The organism is Aeromonas sp. s1(2024) (genome assembly GCF_040908005.1).
Classification (GTDB): domain Bacteria; phylum Pseudomonadota; class Gammaproteobacteria; order Enterobacterales; family Aeromonadaceae; genus Aeromonas; species Aeromonas caviae.
In genome coordinates this window covers 118,787-140,818 of the sequence record NZ_JBFOCW010000019.1, presented here as the reverse complement: position 1 = coordinate 140,818, position 22,032 = coordinate 118,787, and the positions used below count along the sequence as shown (strand labels likewise).

Here is a 22,032-nt window from a genome sequence, read left to right as displayed (position 1 = left end):
CCGACATTCCGCACCTGATTTAGGAATAAATTTGCCGATAGCGCTCACCCAATACCTCCAAAATGATCTGCTGGTCTCCTGTTAGCTCCGTTACTTGTGGCGGAGCTTCTCCCAGTCGATATTCATGGATGCCACCAAAGCGCAAAAAGATCCAACGGGCCGTCGGCTGCTGGGTCGGTTTCTTTTTCATATCAGCCACACTGCGATTCTGCTCCACTAATCCCTGCCGGATCCGGTGCTCCAACGCTGCGTAAATCATCAGGCTACAGGTCATCACCATGAGCAACGCTTCAATCCGCTCCGGCTTTTTCAGGTACAGTGAGGAGGTTAAAAACTCCGGGCTCTTGAGAAAACGAAAGCCCCGTTCGACATTCTGCTGCGCTTTATAGGTGGCCAACAGTTCGGCCATGGTCAGCGTATCGCTGTGGTCATTGGTCGCCAGGATGAACACCCCGGTCTGGTTGCGGGCCTCTTCAACGCAAGCCAGGCTAGTTGCCGCCAACCCAGTGATTTGAAACTGATGGCCAATTGGCTCTTCGCCACGCTTGGGTCTGCCACGTCCTGTATAAACGGGTTCACCTACCACTTCGGCATCCAGTTGCAGCAGCATCAAGCTGGCGGTAAAACAGCTCAACTCAGCTTGGGCATCCGCCTCACAAGCAAAGCGTCGGGCACACAATTTGGCGAAGGCTTTGAGCTCGCGGGTACTGTCTTTGAGCAGGTTTTTGGCCAATGTCTGCTGCTCGCGGTGGCTGGCCTGTTCGCTGCGCACCAGCAACCAACGTTGCGCGACCCCGGCATAATTCGCGTGTTGCCAACGGCCATGATAGCCATTGCCCAGAGCGGTCAGCGGTTGTGCACCTATGGTTGCCACGGCCTGCTTTGCCTCATTGAGAGTGACGGGCACCCGGGTCACAAATAGTTGCTGCTGTTGCGCCAGTAATTGCAAGGTATCGGCGCAGTACAGTGCGGCATCGCCGACCAGATAACGGCACTCCTGCGCGGCCTTGAGACTGTTCAAATGGCGACGAACGGTCTGGGCAAAGGCTTTGGTGTCATTACTATTGCCGCTCAGGGCCTGCATATAGACAGGTAGGCCGGCCTGATTTTCACAGATGAGCTCAAGGATCACTTGATTCAGCTCTGGCCGGTGATCACGACTATAACCACGCACCAGTTGCAGCTTACCGACCAGATCCCCATCGGCACAGTCATAGGCGCCATCGACGTGGAAGCTGGTAATATCGAGGTGCACTGCGGTGCTTTTGAGCCCCAGCCGCTCGACAACTTGCGCCGCCATCACCTGATACAAGGCGCTGACATCGGCCTCAAAGAGGGCATCGAGACAGCGACCGAGCACATCATCATTGAGGTCATCAGCACAGATCCCGGGGCCAATCAGGCGCTCAACCGGCTTGTTAGCGAAGAATTGCGGGAACATGTGCAGGGTGCTGCTGTGAAAGCCGAGGCCGTTCACTATCATGGCGACCAAGGCTTCACCATGTGAGACCTTGAAAGGCGGGGTTTTGGGGAGCAAGGCATCGATCATGCGGGCAATGCCCAGTTCCTGGCAGAGTGCGGCGACCAAACCAAGGTGATCGAGGTTACGGATCGAGATAGCGGGTGCGGCCATGATGATCTACCTGCAAAAGAGAGTAATAGATCAGAACGGCCGATCGCCGTCAAGCACTGAAAATAGCAAAATCAGGTGCGGAATGACGGCTAGATAGGTATGATGAATCATTCCCTTGGAATAAATTACAAGAAAGAGAATGGAGAGGTTATGTATTAAAGTGGAACGAACTTATCCAATCGATTTTGATAAAGAATTCAAAAATAAAATCCGCACCAATTATAAATGGATCTAGTATAAATTGTTGTAATGTATCATCTCGACATGTAAATGAACTATTTGAAGCCTTTCTCATTAAACTTGGTAGCTCTGGGTTGCCGAATGGCATGCATCAAGAAGGTATCATATCTTCAGATTTTTGTGGAACTAGCTCAATTACCGATAACTTCCAATTAGTTTACTCTTGTAATGACTTGATAAAGGTATGTTATCCATGGCTTCGAGTTTATAAGAAGGATCTACCATATGAAGGCGAGTTTCCTTTTGTTCCAGATGATAATTGGCTACAAACAGGGACTCCTATAAGACGGAGTAACTTTAGTAATAAAGGGTATTTAGATGTGCACGGCAATGAATGGACTTGGGATACATTACATAATGATCACTGGGATGTTCAGCACAGCAAAAGACCCAACGATTATACCAACGTAAATATTGATGGTTCAATCCGCGACAACTAAACAATAGTTATATTAATTAAACAACTCTCATGACAATTTCTTGAGAATGATTCCCAACACTTGGCATTTTCAGTTCAAGGCTGGGTTTCGTGTGGAGGATGTAATAGTTTAGGTCAAGTGATAGCGTCGCTCATACCTCAAGACAGCGTTAGTCAGAGGAAAACCCACCTTTTGAACGTCATATAACACGCACCATTCAGCCGTTAAACATTGACAACAAGGGGAATCATTAACAGGAAATAAACAAGGGGGCCAAGGCCCCCTCTGCTATCGGTACTCAGTTAAGAACATCGACATCAGTCGATAAGCCCTCGCTGGCGCAAGGCTGTCAGCAACTCCTCCACCAGCGCTTCCACCGGCTTGCCGGCGTTCAGCAGATGGATTTCCGGCTGCTCGGGTGCCTCGTAAGCGGAGTCGATACCGGTGAAATTGCGAATTTCCCCCGCCCTCGCCTTCTTGTAGAGCCCCTTGGGGTCACGCTCTTCACACACGCTAAGGGGGGCATCGACAAACACCTCGACAAACTCCCCTTCACCCACGAGATTACGCACCAGGTCCCGCTCGGCACGGAACGGCGAGATAAAGGCGGTGAGGACGATAAGGCCCGCATCCACCATCAGTTTTGCCACTTCGCCGACCCGGCGGATATTCTCCTGGCGGGCGGCGTCATCGAAGCCGAGATCGCCGCACAGGCCGTGGCGCACATTGTCCCCATCCAGCAGATAGGTGTGCTTGCCCGAGGCGGCCAGCGCCTGCTCCAGCGCCCCCGCCAGGGTGGATTTGCCCGCCCCGGAGAGCCCGGTGAACCAGATCACCAGGGGCTTTTGCCCCTTCTGCTCGGCCCGGCTCTGTTTGTCGACGGCATGGGCATGCCACACGATATTGCTCATCCAACACTCCTTGATTGGCGCTCACGCCGCGATACTGAAAACTGTCCGCTACCGCGGGAAGCCGCCTCGCACCATGAGGCGGCAAGGTGCTGATGCCCTGATATTGCACATGCAACCCCCTGATTGGCGCTCACGCCTGGATGCCAGTGCCCTGGCACTCCCCTGCATCATAAGCAGCCTTGATAAAAGCTGCGTTAACATAAGCAGCCCTTAACACATCCCCCGGTATCAGACCTTAAAACGGAAACAGCAGGGGCACCATGACGATCACCCCGAGGCTGTAGGCCAGGGAGACCGGCAGGGCCAGCTTGAGGTAATCCGGCATCTTGTAGTTGCCCGCCGCATAGACCATCAGGTTGGTCTGGTAGCCGTAGGGCAGGATAAAGCTGGAACTCGCACCGAACAGCACCGCCAGAATGAACGGCATGGTGGAGACGTCCATGCTGAGCGCCAGCTGGAATCCCATGGGGAAGGCCAGGGCCGCCGCCGCGTTGTTGCTCATCAGCTCCGTCAGCACCAGGGTAAACAGATAGATCCCCACGAAGGCGATAAAGGGACTGGCCCCGTTGAACTCCCCCATCAGCCAGTCGGCGATGAGCTTGGCCAGCCCGCTCTTCTCCAGCTGATCGGCGATGGCGAGCGCCCCGCCCACCACCAGCCAGATATCCAGGGGAAAGCGACGGCGGATCTCGTCCAGGGTCAGGATGCGGGAGAAGAGCAGCACCACCAGCATCACCAGCAGCCCCTTGAAGAGCGGCACCAGATCGAGCACCGACAGGGTCAGCACCCCAAGGAACCCCGCCACCACGGCGGCGCTGCGCGTAGCATCGAGCCGGGTGGAGGCCTCCAGCCCGCTCACCACCACGAACTCCCGGGAGAGGGACTTGTTGCCCGCAAACTTGGGGCCGGGGGCCAGCAGCAAGGTATCCCCTGCGTGCAATTCAATCTGGCCGAGGCCGCCGGTGAGCTGGGTCTCGCCCCGGCGCACCGCCAGCACCACCGCATCGAAATGGGTGCGAAACTCCGCATCCTTGATGGTCTGCCCCACCAGGCGCGAGCTGTGGCTGACGATCACCTCCACCAGGTGCTGGCCGTTGAGGCGGTGCTGGCCGTAGAGATCCAACCCTTTGAGCTCCTGCAACACGCCGACGCTCTCCACGTCGCCGCAGAACAGCAGCATGTCCCCCTCGTGCAGCTCGTGTTCCGGCTGCACCGGGCAGATCACCTGGTTGCCCCGGATGATCTCGGCAAGATAGAGGCTTTTCAGGCTGCGCAGGCCGTTCTCCTTGACGCTGCGCCCGGCCATCGGCGAGCCGGGGCCCACCTTGGCCTCGAGAAAATAGCCGGATTCCCGGCTCATCTCGGTGTCCTGCTCAGGCAGGTGGCGGGCAAACAGCAGCACGGCGATGAGGCCGGTCAGCAGGGTCCCCGCCCCCACCATGAAGAAGTCGAACATGCCGAGCGGCTTGGCCCCCATCTTGATGAGGAAGCTGTTGACGATGAGGTTGGTGGAAGTGCCGATCAGGGTCAGCACACCGCCAAAGGTCGCCGCGAAGCACATGGGCAACAGCAGCCGGGAGGGCGCATGGTTGGGGTTGCGCTTGACCGCCCCCAGCATGGACGCCACCACGGCGGTGTTGTTGACGAACGCCGACAAGAAGGCGGTGGAAAACCACACCTTCACCAGCACCTTGTTGAAGGAGCCGGTGCCCACCAGGTTGGCGAACCAGCTCATGACCCGGGTCTTCTCCACCGCCAAGGAGACCAGCAGCAACAACACCAGGGTCAGCAGGGCGCTGTTGGTGTAGCCCGCCACCACGGCGTTGATGTCCGCCAGGCCACTCAGGTAGGTGATGAGCACGGCGCCCGAGAAGAGCAGCGCCGGCCGGAGTTTGCCCTGGATCAGCAGGGCGACGAGGGCAGCCAGCAGACCCAGCACCAGGGATTGTTGCCAGGTCATGGGCTTACTCCTTGCCGGAATCGTTGCTGATGGTCAGCGCCTGCCAGTGGGGGAAGTGCTTGCGCACCAGGGCGTTGAGCTCCACTTCGAACTCGCTGTACTGCCCTGCCATCACCTTGGCCGCCAGCCCTTCCACTATCATGCCGGCACCGACGGTGACGTTGGTCAGCCGGTCGATGAGGATGAAGCTGCCGGTGTCGCGGATCTCCTTGTAGGGGTCGAACGCCACCGGGTCGGTCAGGCTGAATTCGCACAGGCCGATCTCGTTGAGCTTGAGCTCGGAGGCGGGCAGCTCGTCGAGCTTGTTGATCTCGATGCGGTGGCGGATGGCCTCCACCTGGCCACGGCTCTTCTTGGTGGCCAGCTTGACGTCATAGACCCGGCCCGGTTGCAGGGACTCTTCCCCCATCCAGACGATGTGAGCCAGCACGTTCTGGGTCACCTGGGGCTTTTTCGCCGCATCCACCAGCAGGTCGCCCCGGCTGATGTCGATTTCGTCCGCGAAGGTGACCGTGATGGCCTGACCCGGCAGGGCGTACTCCAGATCCCCATCGAAGGTGACGATGCGAGTGACCGTGCTCTCCTTGCCGGACGGCAGCACGGCAAGCTTGTCGCCCACCCGCAGGATGCCGGAGGCGAGCGTGCCAGCGAAGCCGCGAAAATCGAGGTTGGGGCGGTTCACGTACTGCACCGGCAGGCGCACCGGATGACGCTCCAGCTCGCGCTCCACTTCGGCAGACTCCAGCAAGGAGAGCAGGGTCTCGCCCTGATACCAGGCCAGCTTGTCGCTCGGGTTCACCACGTTGTCACCGTCCAGGGCCGAGACCGGCACGATGTGGATGGTGTCGACGCTGAGCTTCTTGGCGAATTCGCGGTACTCCAAGCTGATACGATCGAACACCTCCTGGCTGAACTCCACCAGGTCCATCTTGTTCACTGCCACCACGAACTGCTTGATGCCGAGCAGGCTCGCGATAAAGCTGTGGCGGCGGGTCTGATCCAGCACCCCCTTGCGGGCGTCGATCAGGATGATGGCCAGATCGCAGGTGGAGGCGCCGGTGGCCATGTTGCGGGTGTACTGCTCATGGCCCGGGGTGTCCGAGATGATGAATTTGCGCTTGGCGGTGGAGAAATAGCGGTAGGCCACGTCGATGGTGATGCCCTGCTCGCGCTCCGCCTGCAGGCCGTCCACCAGCAGGGCCAGGTCCAGCTTCTCGCCGGTGGTGCCGAGCTTCTGGCTGTCGGACTCCAGTGCTTTGAGCTGATCTTCATAGATCTGCTGGGAGTCGTGCAGCAGGCGGCCGATGAGGGTGCTCTTGCCGTCGTCCACGCTGCCGCAGGTGAGAAAACGCAGCAGGCTCTTGTGCTGCTGGGCGTGCAGGTAGGCTTCAATGCCCTGTTCGCTGATGGCGGTCTGAATGTGGTTGTTCATGTTGCAATTCCTTAGAACATTTTTTTAGAAATAGCCCTGACGCTTCTTCTGCTCCATGGAGCCGGCCTGATCGTGGTCGATGAGCCGCCCTTGCCGCTCGCTCGAGGTGGTGATCAGCATCTCTTCGATGATCTCCGGCAGGGTGGTGGCATTGGATTCGATGGCCCCGGTCAGCGGGTAGCAGCCGAGGGTACGGAAGCGCACCAGCTCCTGCTTCACTTCGTCTTCCGGGCCGATGGGCATGCGATCGTCATCCACCATGATCTTGATGCCGCCGCGATCCACCACGGGGCGCATGGCCGCGAAGTAGAGCGGGACTATGTCGATGTTCTCGAGATAGATGTATTGCCAGATGTCCAGCTCGGTCCAGTTGGAGAGCGGGAAGACACGGATGCTCTCCCCCTTGTTGACCTGGCTGTTGTAGACGCGCCACAGCTCCGGGCGCTGGTTCTTCGGATCCCAGCGGTGGGACTTGTCGCGGAAGGAGTAGACACGCTCCTTGGCGCGGGATTTCTCCTCGTCGCGACGGGCACCACCGAAGGCGGCGTCGAAGCCGTATTTGTTGAGCGCCTGCTTGAGCCCCTCGGTCTTCATGATGTCGGTGTGCTTGCTGCTGCCGTGCACGAAGGGGTTGATGTCCATGGACAGACCGTCCGGGTTCTTGTGGACGATGAGATCCAGCCCGAACTTTTTGGCGGTCTCGTCCCGGAACTTGATCATCTCCTTGAACTTCCAGTTGGTGTCCACGTGGAGCATGGGGAAGGGGATCTTGCCCGGGTAGAAGGCCTTGCGGGCCAGGTGCAGCATGACGGAGGAGTCCTTGCCGATGGAGTACATCATCACCGGGTTTTCAAATTCGGCGGCCACCTCGCGGATGATATGGATGCTCTCGGCTTCCAGTTGCTGCAGGTGAGTCAGTCGCTCGCGGGTGACACCTGCACGGATGCTCTGTGCATCGGATGGCTGCAGTTGGGTCAGTCTTTCACGGTCCATGTCTGGGTCCTCGGTTCATTGCTAACGCGCCTGGTCAGGGCGCGGTGTTGGTTCAGTTCGGTGCTGCCTTGGCCGCACCGTCAAATCGATTCGGGTCTCGCCTCTCAGGCCAGGCTCACCAGCTTGAGCTCGTGGCCGCTTTCTGCCTCCTGCCCCTGTTCGCCAAACCAGGCGAGTTGCTGGCGCAGGGCCACCACTTCACCGATGACGATAAGCGACGGGCTCACCGCCTGCTGGGCCAGTTCGGCCAGCTCCGCCAGGGTGCCGGTCAGCACCCGCTGGCGGGCGGTGGTGCCCCGCTCGATGATGGCGATGGGGGTGGCGGCGCGTCGGCCATGGCTCACCAGTTGCTGCTGGATATGCTCGGAGCGCATCAGCCCCATGTAGATGACCAGGGTCTGGTTGGTGGCCGCAAGCTGCTGCCAGTCGGGCTCCTTGCCCTCCTTCTGGCAGTGGCCGGTGATGAAGACGGCGCTCTGGGCATGGTCGCGGTGGGTGAGCGGAATGCCCGCATAGGCGGTGGCACCGGCGGCGGCGGTGATGCCGGGCACCACGGAGAAAGGAATGCCCTCCTCGGCCAGCACTTCCAGCTCCTCGCCGCCACGGCCGAACATGAAGGGATCGCCCCCCTTGAGGCGCACCACCCGGTTACCCGCTTTGGCGTATTCCACCAAGAGGCGATTGGTCTCTTCCTGGGGCACGCTGTGGGCACCCGCCTTCTTGCCGACCGACACCAGGGTGGCATCGCGGCGCACCAGGTCCAGGATCTCGGGGGAGACCAGCTGGTCATAGAGCACCACTTCGGCCTGCTGGATCTGTTGCAGCGCCTTGAGGGTCAGCAGGCCAGGATCTCCCGGGCCCGCCCCCACCAGCACCACTTCCCCCACTTCGGTACGGGCTTTGTCCAGTCCCTCGTTCAGCCACTGCTCGGCCCCTTGCCAATCGGCTTTCTCAATCAGACCGGCCAGGGTGTTGGAGGCAAAGGCGCGCTCCCAGAAGCGGCGGCGATCGGAGAGGGAGGCCAGCACCTGCTTGGCCCGGCGGCGCACCCGGCCGGAGAGCTCCGCCAGACCGCCAAGATGGCGGGGCAGCAGGCTCTCGAGCCGCTCGCGCAACAGACGCACCAGCACGGGGGCCTTACCGCCGCTGGAGACGGCCACCACGATGGGGCTGCGATCGATGATGGAGGGGAAGATAAAGCTGGAGCGCTCGGGGTCATCCACCAGGTTGACGAACAGACCGCGCTCGGTGGCGCTCTGGTAGACCAGGGCGTTGACCTCGAGATCGTCGGTCGCCGCCACCACCAGGATCTGCCCTGCCAGGTGGGCCGGGTCGAAACGCGCCGCCACATGGGTGAAGCGACCGGCAAATTCATGGAACTCGGGCTCGAGCGCGGGAGAGACCAGGGTGATCCGGGCACCTGCCGCCAGCAGCAGGCGCGCCTTGCGCAGGGCAACCTCTCCCCCGCCCACCAGCAGTACCGGGCGGCCTTCCAACCTGGCAAACATAGGTAAATAATCCATCAGGGCCCGCTCCTCGGCATCGCGACATCTGGGGCGACTATAGGCAGGAGCGCTTATCCCTCAAAATAATAAAAAATGCTCTTTAATGCGTTTTGGTAATTAATAAAGCCGTGTGGCGGCAATAGAGAAGCGAATCTGCTTGTGGTGGATGGCACCAGACCCTAGGCTAGTGAAAGTGTTTCATAAGGAGCTTAATCATGAATGAGTCATTGATTGTATTGGGGATCTTCATATTCCTGGTACTCGCCACCCTGAGTGCCGGCATCAAGATAGTGCCCCAGGGTTACAACTGGACCGTGGAGCGCTTCGGCCGCTACACCCGCACCCTCTCCCCGGGCCTCAACCTGCTGATCCCCTACATCGACCGCATCGGTCACAAGATCATCATGATGGAGCAGGTGCTGGACATCCCGGCCCAGGAGGTGATCTCCCGGGACAACGCCAACGTCACCATCGACGCCATCAGCTTCGTGCAGGTAGTGGATGCCCGCAAGGCGGGCTACGAGGTCAATGATCTCACCAGTGCCATCCGCAATCTCACCATGACCAACATGCGGACCGTGCTCGGCGCCATGGAGCTGGACGAAATGCTCTCCCAGCGCGACACCATCAACGAGAAGCTGCTGCGCACCATGGATGCCGCCACCGCCCCATGGGGCATCAAGGTGACCCGGATCGAGATCAAGGATGTGCGCCCGCCCCTCGCCCTGGTGGAAGCCATGAACGCCCAGATGAAGGCCGAGCGCCAGAAGCGGGCCGAGGTGCTGGAGGCCGAAGGGGTGCGCCAGTCCAAGATCTTGAAGGCCGAGGGGGAGAAGCAGTCCCAGATCCTGAAAGCCGAAGGTGAGCGTCAGGCCGCCTTCCTCGCCGCCGAAGCCCGGGAGCGGGCCGCCGAGGCGGAAGCCAAGGCGACCCACATGGTCTCCCAGGCGATCGCCGAGGGCGACATGCAGGCCATCAACTACTTCGTGGCCCAGAAATACACCGAGGCCCTGGCCCGCATCGGTGAAGGCCCCAACAGCAAGATCATCATGATGCCCCTGGAAGCGGGCAGCCTGATAGGCTCGGTGGCGGGCATGGCCGAGCTGTTCAACAAAGACGGCAAGGCGGGCAAATCATGACAGCCCTGTTCGAGGGGCTGACCCACTGGCACTGGCTGGGACTCGGCTTCGTGCTGCTGGCCATCGAGGTGATGGGGTCGGTGGGCTTTCTGCTCTGGACCGGCATCGCCGCCCTGGAGGTGGGACTCTTGCTGCTGGTCTGGCCCTTTGGCTGGCAGGCGCAGTTGCTGCTCTTCGCCCTGCAATCCCTGCTCACCACCTGGGCCTGGTGGCGCTGGCAGCATCGCCGGGATCGCTCCGGGCTGGATGCCGCCGCTCCCATCAACGAGCGGATGCAAAGCTACATGGGCCGCGAGCTGACCCTGCTGGACGAGGTCAGCCAGGGGATGAGCCGGGTGCATCTGGACGACACCGTCTGGACGGTGCGCTGCAACGTGCCGCTGCCGGCTGGCAGCCGGGTCAAGGTGGTGGGGGCCGACTCCCACATCCTGCTGGTGGAACCCCTCGGCTGACCGGGCAACGCCCCGTCATGGCTATAAAAAAACGGGCCCGGCGCGAGTGCGCCGGGCCCGTTTTTCAATGAGGTGCTGGCTTAGTTGGCCTTGGCATCGCTCACGGCAGCTTCAGCCTTGGTGGCCACGTCAGCGGCAGCCTTCTCGACAGTAGCGGAAGCTTCGGAAGCAGCCTTCTCGACGGTAGCAGACGCTTCGCTAGCGGCTTTCTCGACAGTGGCAGCAACGTCTGCGGCCGGGGTCGCAGCCGGAGCGGCAGCTTCTTCTTTCTGACCACAGGCGGTCAACATCAGACCCAGGATACCGGCTACCAGTACTTTGTTCATGTGCATACCCTCAAAAAAAGATGGAGAGATGGTGCAGGGACCATCACTGTACGCCCCGGCTCCTGTCGGCACACCGGCCGCTGGAGCCCGAAGGCGCGCGAAATATATCCCCATATGCGGCCGATGAAAACGCGTATCACAATGATATTTTCTCGTTGGTATGATAAGAAACACTACTGTAACGACAAATATTAATATAAAACACCCATTCATCACCAGATTCGCACAACAAATCGCCAATTACCTGACGATTGCCAGTCAGCCATTGTCTTTCTGTCAGGCTCTCGGCGCTGCCGGATAACGCCGTCAGTCAGACAGCTTCTGACCAGGCAGGCGCCGCCCCTGCTGGTCGCTCTCCCGGGCCAGGTCCAGCAAGGCCATCACCGCCAGGGCCTCGTCGGCCGGCACCGGGTTCTCCCCTTCTCCCCGGATGGCGGCGCAGACACCGCGATAGTAGGCGCCGTAGTCCCCCGCCTCGCCAGCCACGGTCTGCTGCACGAGCTGACCGTCCCGGATCTGGCTGAGCTGGCCGGGGGCGGGATCCACGCCCCAGTCCGCCGCCGGAGGCCGCTTGCCCTCCTTGAGCTGCTCCTCCTGCACGTCCATGCCGAACTTGATGAAGGAGCCCTGACTGCCGTGCACCACGAAGCGGGGCATCACGGCCGACACCAGACAACTGCCGTGCAGAATGACCCGCATCTCGCCGTAACCCAGCACCACATGGAAGTAGTCGTCCGCCAGGGCCCCGGGGCGCTGCTTGCCCAGATCCGCCTGCAACCAGTCCGGCTGACCGAACAGCTGGAGCGACTGATCCAGGATATGAGGGCCGAGATCGAACCAGAGACCGGAGCCCGGGCCGCCCGCCTCGCGCCAGCGCTGGCGCACCTCGGGGCGATAACGGTCGAAGTGGGATTCGAACTGGGCGACTTGCCCCAGCGCCCCCTCCGCCAGCAGACGGCGCACGGTGAGAAAGTCACCGTCCCAGCGCCGGTTGTGGAAGATGCTGAGCAGCCGCTGCTGCTTCTCCGCCAACTCGACCAGCGCCTTCGCTTCGGCCAGATCCAGGGCAAACGGCTTGTCGATCACCACGTGCTTGCCCGCCAGCAGGGCCTCGCGAGCGATGGGGGCATGGGTGTCGTTGGGGGTGGCGATCACCACCAGATCGAGGCTGTCATCGGCCAGCACCTGCTCCAGGGTGCCGACCCGGGTGCCGGGCAACGCGGCCTGTACCTTGGCGGCATCCCGGCTCACCACCCAGCGCAGGGTCAGGCCCGGGGTCGTGGCCAGGAAGGGGGCGTGAAAGGTCTGTCCTGCGAAGCCGTATCCCACCAGGGCGGCGTTGATTGTGTGGCTCATCCGGTTTTCTCCACGGGTCTGTGATCATGCGAGGCAGGCGGGTCGCCTGAAAAAGAGAAGGGGGCTCAAGGCCCCCTGAGTGTGCTCATCAGAGCACAGGATTTATTGCAAACACAAGCGGCGACCCTGGCGGGTCATCAGCATCACCAGCGGGGGCAGCAGCAGCCACATGTGCAGGGCCAGCTGGCTCAGGGGATCCGGCATCAGCCAACCGGTGATCCCCACCAGGGCGCCGGAGCCGCTCATCTGGAACAGGCCGAGCAGGGCGGCCGCAGTCCCGGCGCAGTGGCCGAAGGGGGCCAGCGCCATGCCGGCGGCGGCGCCCAGGATCATCGCAAAACCGATGCTGGAGAGGAACACCGGACCCATCATGGCCAGCGGGTGCGGGATGTGCATGGCCAGGGTCAGGGTGATGGCGGAGAGCAGCAGCACCAGCAGGCCGATGCACAGGGTCCGTCTTGGCCCTACCCGGGCGATGAAGCGCGGGGCCAGGAAGCAGGCCAGGATGTTGAGGGCCGCATTGGCGGTAAACCAGTAGCTGAAGCCACTCATGTCCAGCCCCAGGGTTACCATCAGTTGTACCGGCGCCGCCGTCACGTAGGCGAGGATCACCGCCATCGCCAGCATGCACAGCGCCGCGTTGAACAGGAAGCTCGGGGAGCGCAGCACCGGGCTGTAGCGGGACCAACTGATGAGCGGGCCAGCACTGCTGGTCTCCTCAGGGCGGGTTTCCGGCATCCGCCACAGCAGCCAGCTGCCGACCACGACGGCGTAACCCGCCATGAACCAGAAGTTCGCCGACCAGCCCGCCTTGGCGGTGAGCCAGCCACCCAGCAGGGGCGCCAGTGCGGGGATGAAGCAGATGGCACCGTTCAGATAGGAGATCATCTGACCGCTCTTCTTGGGGCCATAGCTGTCACGGACCACCGAGAAGGCGGCCACCGAGGTGGCGCAGGCCCCGAAGCCTTGCAGCACTCGCGCCAGCATCAGCTCGCCCAGGCTGGCGGCAAAGCCGGCTGCCAGGGCGCTCAGGCCGTAGAGCAGCACGCCCCCCAGGGCAATGGGTTTGCGCCCGTAGCGATCGGCCAGCGGCCCCACCAGCAGTTGCCCCAGCCCCATGCTGAACAGGAACCAGGTGATGGTGCCCTGCATCAGGGTCACTTCGGCCCCCAGCTGCTCGGCCATCTGGGGGATGGCAGGCAGATAGATGTCGATGGCCAGCGGGCTGAACAACACCAGGAGTACAAGCAAAAGAATCAATGGCATCAGTCACCTCAAGCCCTAGGAATATCGATTGGGCCGCGAGTCTACTGACTCAGAGTAATGAATTGAAATGGTATTTAATCACTTCGGTTATTCCCCACTGGAAACATGTATCTCCTCTACCTCTCAGGGGGTGGAACCCGGATCCCCCGTTGGCACCGGATCCCGGGTAATTGGCGCTTTTACTAAACCCCTCCCCCGCATAGAATGCGCAGATTATTTTTGCGGAGGTGCGTGATGAACAAGCTTGTCCTGGCAACAGGGAACCAGAAAAAGGTGAAAGAATTGGCCGCCATGCTGGCCGATATGAAGATCCAGGTGATCCCGCAGAGCGAGTTTGCAGTCTCCGATGCCGACGAGACCGGCACCACCTTCGTCGAGAATGCCATCATCAAGGCCCGCCATGCCGCCCGCGTCACAGGTCTGCCCGCCGTGGCCGACGACTCCGGCCTGGAAGTGGATCTGCTGCACGGCCGTCCCGGCGTCTACTCCGCCCGCTTTGCCGGCGCCGGAGCCAGCGACAAGGAGAACATCGACAAGCTGCTGGCCGAACTGCAAGGGGCCCCCGACTACCTGAAAAGCGCCCGCTTCTGGTGCGTTCTGGTCTACATGCGCCACGCCGACGATCCCACCCCCATCATCTGCCAGGCGAGCTGGGAGGGGATGATCATCGACGAACCCCGCGGCCAGCACGGCTTCGGCTACGACCCCGTGTTCTTCGTCCCCGACCACGACTGCACCTCGGCCCAGATGCCGGCGGAGCTCAAGAACCAGCTCAGCCACCGCGGCCAGGCCCTGGCCAAGCTGAAGGCGGCCCTGGCGGCGGTCAACTAAGGCGCTGTCTCCCGCCGCGTTGTCATCTACAATGGGGGCCGTCGGCCCCCGTTTCGTTCGCGGCGCCCCGTCCGTTGTCACCGGCAACCAGGGCCACCCGACCCCTTTTGATTTTTTGAATACTGGAAACCCCATGCTGCAACTGCCGCCCCTCTCCCTCTATATCCACGTGCCCTGGTGCGTCCAGAAGTGCCCCTATTGCGACTTCAACTCCCACGCCCAGAAGGGGGAGCTGCCCCACCTCGAGTACGTGGCGGCCCTGCTGGAGGATCTTGAGCAGGATCTGCACTGGGCCCAAGGGCGTCCCCTCTCCTCCATCTTTATCGGTGGTGGCACGCCGAGCCTGCTCTCCGTGGAGGCCATGCAGGCGCTGCTGGACGGGGTGCGCGCACGCATCGCACTCACTGCGGACTGCGAGATCACCATGGAGGCCAACCCCGGCACCGTGGAGGCGGACAAGTTCGCCGGCTTCCAGCGGGCCGGCATCAACCGCATCTCCATCGGGGTACAGAGTTTCCAGCAGGAAAAATTGACCCGGCTCGGGCGCATCCACGGCCCGGAAGAGGCGCGCAAGGCCGCCGCCCTGGCCCATGCCATCAAGCTTCCCACCTTCAACCTGGATCTGATGCACGGCCTGCCGGATCAGAGCCTGGACGATGCGCTGTACGACCTGCAGCAGGCCATCGACTGCGCGCCGCCGCACCTCTCCTGGTATCAGCTCACCATAGAGCCGAACACGGCGTTCGCCTCCAAGCCGCCCACACTGCCGGAAGATGACACTCTGTGGGACATCTACGAGCAGGGCCACGCCATGCTCACCGCCCGGGGCTATCAGCAGTACGAGATCTCGGCCTATGCCAAAGAGGGGTATCAGTGCCGCCACAACCTCAACTACTGGCGCTTCGGCGACTATCTGGGGATCGGCTGCGGCGCCCACGGCAAGGTGACGGATCTCGCGAACCAGCAGATCCTGCGCACCGCCAAGGTGAAGCACCCCAAGGGCTATCTGGACGCCAGCCGCCCCTATCTGGACAGCCAATGGCAGGTAGCGGCGGACGATCTGCCGCTGGAGTACTTCATGAACCGGTTCAGACTGTTCGAGCCCGCCCCCAAGGCGGAGTTCGAGGCCTATACCGGGCTGGCGCTGGAGCGGGTGGAGGCTGTGCTGACCATAGCCCAGACCAAGGAGCTTATCGAGGATCTCGGCGACAGCTGGCAGCTCACCCCTTTGGGGCATCGCTACCTCAACGTGCTGCTCGAACTCTTTATGGACGAGTGAGCACGGGTTCACTCTCTTGCGTCAAGACCGCAAGTCAGCACCAGCGAATAGAACAACAATCAGGGCGCCATTGGCGCCCTGATTGTGTTAGCTGATGCCTTGCGGCAGAAACCCGCTCAACAGCAGACGCATTGCATCCGCTGTTGGCCGGGCTCCCACCGCTTGCCGTGCTTGGCCTTGCGCTGATAGCTGCCCTTGCCCTTCTTGCTCGGCTCGACCCGGGCCTGGAACAGGGGGGAGGTCACCAGTGCCTTGAGGTGGTTGTCCTGAATGATGCCGCGCTGATGTTCGCAGGCGGGTTCGGCGGTGACACAGGTCACCTTCTTCTTGGCCATATGGGCTCCTTGATGGGGTTGTCGTGTTTGCCTGTCGTCCCTGTCTGGAAGGGCAGGTGGCGAAAAACGCGCCGATTGTGCACCTCTTGCCTCCCCCGTGCAAGCTGTCAGGCGGGGTGATAGACGACCCGCACCAGGCCGCTTGGCAGCACGGCGCTCGACACCGGTCTCAGCCCTGCGGGGAGAGGCCCGGTAAAGAGCGGGATCCCGCCCCCCAGGGTGACCGGCACCCAGAACAGGGTCAGCTCGTCCACCAGGGCCCCCTGCAGACCCTGCCTCACCAGCTCCCCGCCATCCAGATAGAGGTGACGGCTTCCCCCCTGCCACAACTCGTCCAGCACCTGCGCCAGCGCCCCCTGCCTGAACGCGACCCGAGGACGGGGGTCGGCGGGCCTGTGGGTCAGTACCACCAGCGGCTTGTCCCCGTAGGGCCACTCGGGAAAGGCGCTTACGATATCGTAGGTGTTGCGCCCCATCAGCAGGGTGTCTGCGCTCGCCATCAGGGCGCTGTACCCGGTCTCCTCCGGCCCGTCGCCACCATAGGGGGCCAGCCATGCCAGATCGCCCCCCTCCCCGGCGATGAAACCGTCGAGGGAGAGGGCGAGAAAGGCGGAGACCCGGGGCCGGCGCAGCTCAGTGCTCATGGTCGTGATGCTCGTGGCGGGAAGGGGCGCCGGACTCCAGGGTCTCGAGGATGGCGCAGTGCTCCGCCGAGCGCGGGCCGCCGCAGCAGATGTCGGAGAGGGCCTTCAGGTTCTCGCGAAAACGGGTCAGCTCCAGGAGCTTCTGCTCCACCTGTTCGAGCTTGGTGTCAGCCACCGCCTTCACCTCCTGGCAGGTGACCTTGGCCTTGTTGGTGTCCAGGGTGAGCAGCTCGCCGATATCCGCGAGGGAAAAGCCCACCGACTTGGCGCGGATGATGAACTCCAGCCGCCGCTTGTCCTGCTCCCCGTAGAGGCGATAACCGGATTCGTTGCGAATGCCCGGCGAGATGAGGCCGTTCTTCTCGTAAAAGCGCAGGGTGTCGGCCTTCACCCCGCACGCCTTGGCCAGTTCACCGATCCGATACATGGTCCTCTCCCCCCGCATGACATTCCCGACATGGTACTCAATATAAACCGGCCTCCACTATCACCTCTTTGCCCGGCGATTGCCAGTCAAAGGCAGGAAAGCAGCAGCTAACCCCTCACTTGCCGGCCATTTATCCCCAAAACACTGAAAAGACAAACGTTTCACAAAAATTCACCAGAAAACGTTTAACGCCGCATCCCACAAGGGTTTGTCTCTTTAAAAAATCCACCACAGGTCACATTTTTTGTGTAGAATACGCGCCCACAAGAGAGCGTCGCGTCAAGCGGGCATTTCCTAAAACGCTTTTGCCAACGGCCGCCCCGGGCGAGAGTGGTTTGCGAAATCCCCCACTTCCATTTATTTGGGGACTCTCTGTGTGTTGAGCCTCGCCTCCCATGGAACGGTCCCCGTTATGCTGAGGACGATAGTGTGATGGAACAAGCTCGACCCATTCGCCGTGCACTGCTGAGTGTGTCTGACAAGACTGGCATCCTGGAATTTGCCAAGGCACTCGACGCGCGCGGTGTGGCCCTGCTCTCCACCGGTGGTACCGCCAAGCTGCTGGCCGATGCGGGCCTGCCGGTGACCGAGGTGTCCGACTACACCGGATTCCCCGAGATGATGGACGGCCGGGTCAAGACCCTGCATCCCAAGGTACACGGCGGCATTCTCGGCCGTCGCGACCGGGATGACGCCATCATGGCCGAGCACGCTATCTCCCCCATCGACATGGTCGTCGTCAACCTCTATCCCTTCGCCGCCACCGTGGCCAAAGCCGGTTGCACCCTGGAAGACGCCGTCGAGAACATCGACATCGGCGGCCCGACCATGGTCCGCTCCGCTGCCAAGAACCACAAGGACGTCACCATCGTCGTCAAGGCCTCCGACTATGACCGCGTCATCGCCGAGATGGATGGCAACGGCAACAGCCTGACCCTCTCCACCCGCTTCGATCTGGCCATCGCCGCCTTCGAGCACACCGCCGCCTATGATGGCATGATCGCCAACTACTTCGGCACCCTGGTGCCCTCCTACGGCGAAAACAAGGAAGGCGACGAAGAGTCCCGCTTCCCCCGCACCTTCAACAGCCAGTTCATCAAGAAGCAGGACATGCGCTACGGCGAGAACAGCCACCAGGCTGCCGCCTTCTACGCCGAAGAGCAGGCTGCGCCGGGCTCGGTGGCAAGCGCCATCCAGCTGCAGGGCAAGGCCCTCTCCTACAACAACATTGCCGACACTGATGCGGCGCTGGAGTGCGTGAAGGAGTTCAGCGAACCGGCCTGCGTCATCGTCAAGCATGCCAACCCCTGCGGCGTCGCCATCGGTGACGACCTGCTGGCAGCCTACGATCGCGCCTACCAGACCGACCCCACCTCGGCCTTTGGCGGCATCATCGCCTTCAACCGCGAACTGGACGGCGAGACCGCCGCGGCCATCGTCGCCCGCCAGTTCGTGGAAGTGATCATCGCCCCCAGCATCAGCCAGGCAGCCCGCGAGGCGGTCGCCGCCAAGCAGAACGTGCGCCTGCTGGAGTGCGGCCAGTGGACTGCCCCGGCGCAAGGCTTTGACTTCAAGCGCGTCAACGGCGGCCTGCTGGTGCAGGAGCGCGATCTGGGCATGGTGACGCTCGGGGATCTGACCGTGGTCAGCCAGCGTCAGCCCACCGAGGCCGAGCTGCAGGATCTGCTGTTCTGCTGGAAGGTCGCCAAGTTCGTCAAATCCAACGCCATCGTCTACGCCAAGAACGGCCAGACCATCGGCGTCGGCGCCGGCCAGATGAGCCGCGTCTACTCTGCCAAGATCGCCGGCATCAAGGCCGAGGATGAAGGGCTGACCGTGGCGGGCTCCGTCATGGCCTCCGACGCCTTCTTCCCGTTCCGCGACGGCATCGATGCCGCCGCTGCCGCGGGCATCTCCTGCGTCATCCAGCCAGGTGGCTCGATGCGCGACCAGGAGGTGATCGACGCCGCCAACGAACACGGCATGTGCATGGTGTTCACCAACATGCGTCATTTCCGTCACTGACAGCCCAGGGCCGCCGATGGCGGCCCTGCCTCTTTAGCACCGGATCCTTTCCACTGGCAGTGCCACCGCAGCGCCAGTGAACTCAGACAGAAGCGAGCGAGACGATGAAAGTACTGATCATTGGTAACGGCGGCCGTGAACACGCCCTGGCCTGGAAGGCCAAACACTCCCCCCTAGTGACCCAGGTCTTCGTGGCACCGGGCAATGCGGGCACCCAGCTTGAGCCGGGCATCGAGAACGTCGCCATCCAGGCCACCGACATCGAGGGCCTGCTGGCCTTCGCCAAGGCTAACCAGATCGGCCTCACCATCGTCGGACCGGAAGCCCCCCTGGTGAAAGGGGTGGTCGATGCCTTCCGCGCCGCCGATCAGACCATCTTCGGCCCGACCGCCGCCGCCGCCCAGCTCGAAGGCTCCAAGGCCTTCACCAAGGACTTCCTGGCCCGCCACGCCATCCCCACCGCCGATTACCAGAACTTCACCGAGGTGGAGCCAGCGCTGGCCTATCTGCGCGAGAAGGGCGCTCCCATCGTCATCAAGGCCGACGGTCTGGCCGCCGGCAAAGGGGTGATCGTCGCCATGACCCTCGACGAGGCGGAAGCGGCGGTGCGTGACATGCTCTCCGGCAATGCCTTCGGCGATGCCGGCGCCCGGGTGGTGATCGAGGAGTTCCTGGACGGGGAAGAGGCGAGCTTCATCGTCATGGTGGACGGCGAGCACGTGCTGCCCATGGCCACCAGCCAGGATCACAAGCGCGCCTTCGACGGTGACACCGGCCCCAACACCGGCGGCATGGGGGCTTACTCCCCGGCGCCCGTGGTGACCGACGAAGTGCACCAGCGCGTGATGGAACGGGTGATCATGCCGACCGTGCGCGGCATGGCTGCCGAGGGCAACGTCTACACCGGCTTCCTCTACGCCGGCCTGATGATCGATGCCGAGGGCAACCCCAAGGTGATCGAGTTCAACTGCCGCTTCGGCGACCCCGAAACCCAGCCCATCATGCTGCGGATGCAGTCCGATCTGGTGGATCTCTGCCTCGCCGCCTGTGCCGGCCAGCTGGATCAGAAGGAAGCCGTCTATGACCCCCGTGCCGCCATCGGCGTGGTGCTGGCGGCGGGTGGCTATCCCGGCGACTACGCCAGCAATCACCCCATCAGCGGCCTGCCGGTGGACGAAGTGGCAGGGGAGAAGGTGTTCCATGCAGGCACCCGCCTGGAAGGACACACCAGCCTGACCCAGGGTGGCCGCGTGCTGTGCGCCACCGCCCTCGGCCACACGGTGCAGGAAGCCCAGCAGCGGGCCTATGCCCTGGCTGGTCGCATCCAGTGGGACGGCATCTTCTATCGCAAGGACATCGGCTGGCGTGCCATCGAGCGCGAGCAGGCCGAATAAGGGCCGGATCCCGATCACTCAAAGGGCCTGCGGGCCCTTTTTTTGTTGCACGGCGTCTGTTCGGGCAGTGGAATCATCCATGGATGGTGGCTTTCAAAAACAAAAACACCTGAAAAACTCACATGACGTTAAAAAATCTATTTTTGATAAATAATGGCAGCATGATTCACTGCCTGCGAGCCCCTTCCCGGACCAGATGCGCGCCCTTGTATCCCTGCCGGAGGCGAGATCCGGTGGCCGTTCTCTTTCGGCTACATTCCCACAGCAATCCCCTGCACAATTCGTCACAATTGGTCGCACTTTCTTCATACAATGATCGCCCTTTCATGGCATCATGATGCGTGAAACCGCACTCAAATGAGTGCTATAACAACCTGCAATCTCGTCGTCTCATAAGGAAATCCCATGCTGAAAACTGTGCGTCCCCTGCTGCTGCCCCTGATGTTCGGCCTGATGGCCCTGCCTGCCATGGCCGGCGATCTGGAGCAGCCGATGAAGAAGATCGGCTTCAACTACAAGCAGGCCGTCAAGGCCGACGACGCGGCCACCATGGAGAAATACATCAAGGAGATGAAGGCCCAGCTGGACGTCGCCAAGAGCAAGAACATGCCCGCCGCCAAGAAGGAGAAGTTCCTGGAAGGCATGACCGAAGTGCAGAGCGAGCTGGATGCCAGCCTGGCAGCCCTCCAGGCCGGTGACGAAGCCAAGGCGCGCGAGCACCTGGCCAAGGTCAACGACCTGAAGAAGGAGTACCACAACTATGCCAAGCAAAAAGGCTGATCCCTTCCACTGGGATGCTCTGGTGCGCCTCACCCACTGGGGTGTGGCGGCCATCTGTATCGGCAACCTCTGGCTCAACGAGGCGGGCGAGGAGTGGCACGAGCGGATGGGATACGCCGTCATGGTGCTCATCGGCATACGCCTGCTGTGGGGGCTCACCTTCGCTCGCGGCCACGCCCGCCTGCGCGCCCTCATCCCGAGCCGGGAGGATTTTCGCCATCAGGCCGACGCCCTGCGCGAACGGACCCCGCCCACCCCGGGCCATCACGGCAGCGGCAAGCTGGCGGTCTGGGCACTCTGGCTGCTGGTACTCGCCACCGCAGGGACCGGCTGGTTCCAGAACACCGAGACCGGCTTCGATCTGGGGGCGGACGACTGGCACGAGTGGTGCACCTGGGCACTCCAGGGCATGATCGCCCTGCACCTGTGCGCCATCGCCTACACCTCCTGGCGCCAGCGCAGCAACCTGGTCACCCGCATGCTGCCAGGGCGTCGTGCCCGGGCCAGTGCCGGGCAGCAGGAACCCAACGTCTGAACGTTCACGGGGCCCTGCGGGGCCCCTGTTCATCCCCTTCGCTACCTGCTTGACTGGATCTCGCACCGATCTGCCCCCCTCTGCCCCCTCCTGCTGCCACCGAATGGCATGAAAGCATTTTCATTCACATTTCTTAATTAATTCAGCTTG

21 protein-coding genes are annotated in these 22,032 nt (G+C 61.9%); 9 read left to right on the top strand and 12 right to left on the bottom strand.

Features of this window, described 5'->3' with window-relative positions; all coding sequences use genetic code 11:
• Nucleotides 1–19: 19 nt before the first annotated feature.
• Nucleotides 20–1,633: an IS1634-like element ISAs25 family transposase gene (locus AB5Y70_RS05690; RefSeq protein WP_076611119.1), complete on the bottom strand. Its 1,614-nt coding sequence runs from the start codon at nucleotides 1,631–1,633 to the stop codon at nucleotides 20–22.
• A 326-nt stretch (nucleotides 1,634–1,959) separates the two neighbouring features.
• Between AB5Y70_RS05690 and AB5Y70_RS05685 the strand changes: the two genes are divergently transcribed.
• A complete protein-coding gene (locus tag AB5Y70_RS05685; protein ID WP_368175961.1) occupies nucleotides 1,960–2,313 on the top strand; it encodes a polymorphic toxin type 17 domain-containing protein in 354 nt (117 codons plus the stop codon).
• A gap of 296 nt (nucleotides 2,314–2,609) precedes the next feature.
• Here the strand turns inward: AB5Y70_RS05685 and cysC are convergent, their stop codons facing one another.
• The 5 genes from cysC to cysG form a co-directional block, all read right to left on the bottom strand.
• Entirely contained in the window at nucleotides 2,610–3,203 is a 594-nt protein-coding gene (gene cysC / locus AB5Y70_RS05680; protein WP_319872478.1) for an adenylyl-sulfate kinase, read from the bottom strand.
• A 235-nt stretch (nucleotides 3,204–3,438) separates the two neighbouring features.
• Nucleotides 3,439–5,163: an SLC13 family permease gene (locus tag AB5Y70_RS05675; RefSeq protein ID WP_010675596.1), complete on the bottom strand. Its 1,725-nt coding sequence runs from the start codon at nucleotides 5,161–5,163 to the stop codon at nucleotides 3,439–3,441.
• A gap of 4 nt (nucleotides 5,164–5,167) precedes the next feature.
• On the bottom strand, nucleotides 5,168–6,595 hold the full coding sequence (gene cysN, locus AB5Y70_RS05670) for a sulfate adenylyltransferase subunit CysN (protein ID WP_010675597.1): 1,428 nt from the start codon (nucleotides 6,593–6,595) through the stop codon (nucleotides 5,168–5,170).
• A 24-nt stretch (nucleotides 6,596–6,619) separates the two neighbouring features.
• The gene (gene cysD / locus AB5Y70_RS05665) at nucleotides 6,620–7,588 is read right to left on the bottom strand and encodes a sulfate adenylyltransferase subunit CysD (RefSeq protein WP_279988765.1); all 969 of its coding nucleotides are present in this window, start codon (nucleotides 7,586–7,588) and stop codon (nucleotides 6,620–6,622) included.
• Nucleotides 7,589–7,692: 104 nt separating this feature from the next.
• Nucleotides 7,693–9,111: a siroheme synthase CysG gene (gene cysG / locus AB5Y70_RS05660; RefSeq protein WP_279988764.1), complete on the bottom strand. Its 1,419-nt coding sequence runs from the start codon at nucleotides 9,109–9,111 to the stop codon at nucleotides 7,693–7,695.
• Nucleotides 9,112–9,308: 197 nt separating this feature from the next.
• Between cysG and AB5Y70_RS05655 the strand changes: the two genes are divergently transcribed.
• Both AB5Y70_RS05655 and AB5Y70_RS05650 read left to right on the top strand, forming a co-directional pair.
• Nucleotides 9,309–10,232: an SPFH domain-containing protein gene (locus AB5Y70_RS05655; RefSeq protein ID WP_029314806.1), complete on the top strand. Its 924-nt coding sequence runs from the start codon at nucleotides 9,309–9,311 to the stop codon at nucleotides 10,230–10,232.
• Nucleotides 10,229–10,684: an NfeD family protein gene (locus AB5Y70_RS05650; protein ID WP_279988763.1), complete on the top strand. Its 456-nt coding sequence runs from the start codon at nucleotides 10,229–10,231 to the stop codon at nucleotides 10,682–10,684. Before AB5Y70_RS05655 ends, AB5Y70_RS05650 begins: the two co-directional genes overlap by 4 nt.
• 80 nt (nucleotides 10,685–10,764) lie before the next feature.
• On the opposite strand, the gene AB5Y70_RS05645 is transcribed toward AB5Y70_RS05650, so the two are convergent.
• The 3 genes from AB5Y70_RS05645 to AB5Y70_RS05635 all read right to left on the bottom strand — a co-directional run bounded on the left by AB5Y70_RS05645 (nucleotide 10,765) and on the right by AB5Y70_RS05635 (nucleotide 13,632).
• The gene (locus AB5Y70_RS05645; protein ID WP_010675602.1) at nucleotides 10,765–11,010 is read right to left on the bottom strand and encodes a hypothetical protein; all 246 of its coding nucleotides are present in this window, start codon (nucleotides 11,008–11,010) and stop codon (nucleotides 10,765–10,767) included.
• 306 nt (nucleotides 11,011–11,316) lie between these two features.
• The gene (locus tag AB5Y70_RS05640; protein WP_279988761.1) at nucleotides 11,317–12,366 is read right to left on the bottom strand and encodes an oxidoreductase; all 1,050 of its coding nucleotides are present in this window, start codon (nucleotides 12,364–12,366) and stop codon (nucleotides 11,317–11,319) included.
• Nucleotides 12,367–12,468: 102 nt separating this feature from the next.
• A complete protein-coding gene (locus AB5Y70_RS05635) occupies nucleotides 12,469–13,632 on the bottom strand; it encodes a multidrug effflux MFS transporter (protein WP_279988760.1) in 1,164 nt (387 codons plus the stop codon).
• A gap of 234 nt (nucleotides 13,633–13,866) precedes the next feature.
• Here AB5Y70_RS05635 and rdgB point away from each other — a divergent pair, with 234 nt between their 5' ends.
• Both rdgB and hemW read left to right on the top strand, forming a co-directional pair.
• Complete coding sequence (gene rdgB, locus AB5Y70_RS05630; RefSeq protein ID WP_042077165.1) at nucleotides 13,867–14,463, top strand: RdgB/HAM1 family non-canonical purine NTP pyrophosphatase; 597 nt, start codon at nucleotides 13,867–13,869, stop codon at nucleotides 14,461–14,463.
• 133 nt (nucleotides 14,464–14,596) lie between these two features.
• Complete coding sequence (hemW, locus tag AB5Y70_RS05625; protein ID WP_279988759.1) at nucleotides 14,597–15,742, top strand: radical SAM family heme chaperone HemW; 1,146 nt, start codon at nucleotides 14,597–14,599, stop codon at nucleotides 15,740–15,742.
• A 116-nt stretch (nucleotides 15,743–15,858) separates the two neighbouring features.
• Here the strand turns inward: hemW and AB5Y70_RS05620 are convergent, their stop codons facing one another.
• From AB5Y70_RS05620 to zntR, 3 genes are all read right to left on the bottom strand, one after another.
• Nucleotides 15,859–16,077 carry an alternative ribosome-rescue factor A gene (locus tag AB5Y70_RS05620; RefSeq protein ID WP_201926482.1) on the bottom strand — a complete coding sequence of 73 codons (219 nt, stop codon included), beginning with the start codon at nucleotides 16,075–16,077 and terminating at the stop codon, nucleotides 15,859–15,861.
• Nucleotides 16,078–16,184: 107 nt separating this feature from the next.
• Entirely contained in the window at nucleotides 16,185–16,721 is a 537-nt protein-coding gene (locus AB5Y70_RS05615) for a dihydrofolate reductase family protein (RefSeq protein ID WP_319872480.1), read from the bottom strand.
• Complete coding sequence (zntR, locus tag AB5Y70_RS05610) at nucleotides 16,711–17,148, bottom strand: Zn(2+)-responsive transcriptional regulator (protein WP_049636097.1); 438 nt, start codon at nucleotides 17,146–17,148, stop codon at nucleotides 16,711–16,713. The genes AB5Y70_RS05615 and zntR overlap by 11 nt, the downstream gene beginning before the upstream one ends.
• 432 nt (nucleotides 17,149–17,580) lie before the next feature.
• On the opposite strand from zntR, the gene purH reads away from it, so the two are divergent.
• From purH to AB5Y70_RS05590, 4 genes are all read left to right on the top strand, one after another.
• A complete protein-coding gene (purH, locus tag AB5Y70_RS05605; RefSeq protein WP_010675610.1) occupies nucleotides 17,581–19,173 on the top strand; it encodes a bifunctional phosphoribosylaminoimidazolecarboxamide formyltransferase/IMP cyclohydrolase in 1,593 nt (530 codons plus the stop codon).
• Nucleotides 19,174–19,277: 104 nt separating this feature from the next.
• The gene (gene purD / locus AB5Y70_RS05600; protein WP_042864962.1) at nucleotides 19,278–20,567 is read left to right on the top strand and encodes a phosphoribosylamine--glycine ligase; all 1,290 of its coding nucleotides are present in this window, start codon (nucleotides 19,278–19,280) and stop codon (nucleotides 20,565–20,567) included.
• Nucleotides 20,568–20,972: 405 nt separating this feature from the next.
• Nucleotides 20,973–21,347 carry a cytochrome b562 gene (locus AB5Y70_RS05595; protein ID WP_049636098.1) on the top strand — a complete coding sequence of 125 codons (375 nt, stop codon included), beginning with the start codon at nucleotides 20,973–20,975 and terminating at the stop codon, nucleotides 21,345–21,347.
• Nucleotides 21,328–21,882 carry a cytochrome b/b6 domain-containing protein gene (locus tag AB5Y70_RS05590; RefSeq protein ID WP_010675613.1) on the top strand — a complete coding sequence of 185 codons (555 nt, stop codon included), beginning with the start codon at nucleotides 21,328–21,330 and terminating at the stop codon, nucleotides 21,880–21,882. The genes AB5Y70_RS05595 and AB5Y70_RS05590 overlap by 20 nt, the downstream gene beginning before the upstream one ends.
• Nucleotides 21,883–22,032 lie beyond the last annotated feature (150 nt).

Bases quoted from the DNA above. Each gene is read 5' to 3' on its own strand.
- AB5Y70_RS05620 (WP_201926482.1), bottom strand. From the start codon at position 16,077: ATGGCCAAGAAGAAGGTGACCTGTGTCACCGCCGAACCCGCCTGCGAA.
- AB5Y70_RS05690 (WP_076611119.1), bottom strand. From the start codon at position 1,633: ATGGCCGCACCCGCTATCTCGATCCGTAACCTCGATCACCTTGGTTTG.
- cysD (WP_279988765.1), bottom strand. From the start codon at position 7,588: ATGGACCGTGAAAGACTGACCCAACTGCAGCCATCCGATGCACAGAGC.
- AB5Y70_RS05655 (WP_029314806.1), top strand. From the start codon at position 9,309: ATGAATGAGTCATTGATTGTATTGGGGATCTTCATATTCCTGGTACTC.
- cysC (WP_319872478.1), bottom strand. From the start codon at position 3,203: ATGAGCAATATCGTGTGGCATGCCCATGCCGTCGACAAACAGAGCCGG.
- purD (WP_042864962.1), top strand. From the start codon at position 19,278: ATGAAAGTACTGATCATTGGTAACGGCGGCCGTGAACACGCCCTGGCC.
- AB5Y70_RS05685 (WP_368175961.1), top strand. From the start codon at position 1,960: ATGCATCAAGAAGGTATCATATCTTCAGATTTTTGTGGAACTAGCTCA.
- AB5Y70_RS05645 (WP_010675602.1), bottom strand. From the start codon at position 11,010: ATGAACAAAGTACTGGTAGCCGGTATCCTGGGTCTGATGTTGACCGCC.
- rdgB (WP_042077165.1), top strand. From the start codon at position 13,867: ATGAACAAGCTTGTCCTGGCAACAGGGAACCAGAAAAAGGTGAAAGAA.
- AB5Y70_RS05590 (WP_010675613.1), top strand. From the start codon at position 21,328: ATGCCAAGCAAAAAGGCTGATCCCTTCCACTGGGATGCTCTGGTGCGC.
- AB5Y70_RS05640 (WP_279988761.1), bottom strand. From the start codon at position 12,366: ATGAGCCACACAATCAACGCCGCCCTGGTGGGATACGGCTTCGCAGGA.
- AB5Y70_RS05650 (WP_279988763.1), top strand. From the start codon at position 10,229: ATGACAGCCCTGTTCGAGGGGCTGACCCACTGGCACTGGCTGGGACTC.
- cysN (WP_010675597.1), bottom strand. From the start codon at position 6,595: ATGAACAACCACATTCAGACCGCCATCAGCGAACAGGGCATTGAAGCC.
- zntR (WP_049636097.1), bottom strand. From the start codon at position 17,148: ATGTATCGGATCGGTGAACTGGCCAAGGCGTGCGGGGTGAAGGCCGAC.
- AB5Y70_RS05595 (WP_049636098.1), top strand. From the start codon at position 20,973: ATGCTGAAAACTGTGCGTCCCCTGCTGCTGCCCCTGATGTTCGGCCTG.
- cysG (WP_279988764.1), bottom strand. From the start codon at position 9,111: ATGGATTATTTACCTATGTTTGCCAGGTTGGAAGGCCGCCCGGTACTG.
- AB5Y70_RS05675 (WP_010675596.1), bottom strand. From the start codon at position 5,163: ATGACCTGGCAACAATCCCTGGTGCTGGGTCTGCTGGCTGCCCTCGTC.
- AB5Y70_RS05635 (WP_279988760.1), bottom strand. From the start codon at position 13,632: ATGCCATTGATTCTTTTGCTTGTACTCCTGGTGTTGTTCAGCCCGCTG.
- purH (WP_010675610.1), top strand. From the start codon at position 17,581: ATGGAACAAGCTCGACCCATTCGCCGTGCACTGCTGAGTGTGTCTGAC.
- hemW (WP_279988759.1), top strand. From the start codon at position 14,597: ATGCTGCAACTGCCGCCCCTCTCCCTCTATATCCACGTGCCCTGGTGC.
- AB5Y70_RS05615 (WP_319872480.1), bottom strand. From the start codon at position 16,721: ATGAGCACTGAGCTGCGCCGGCCCCGGGTCTCCGCCTTTCTCGCCCTC.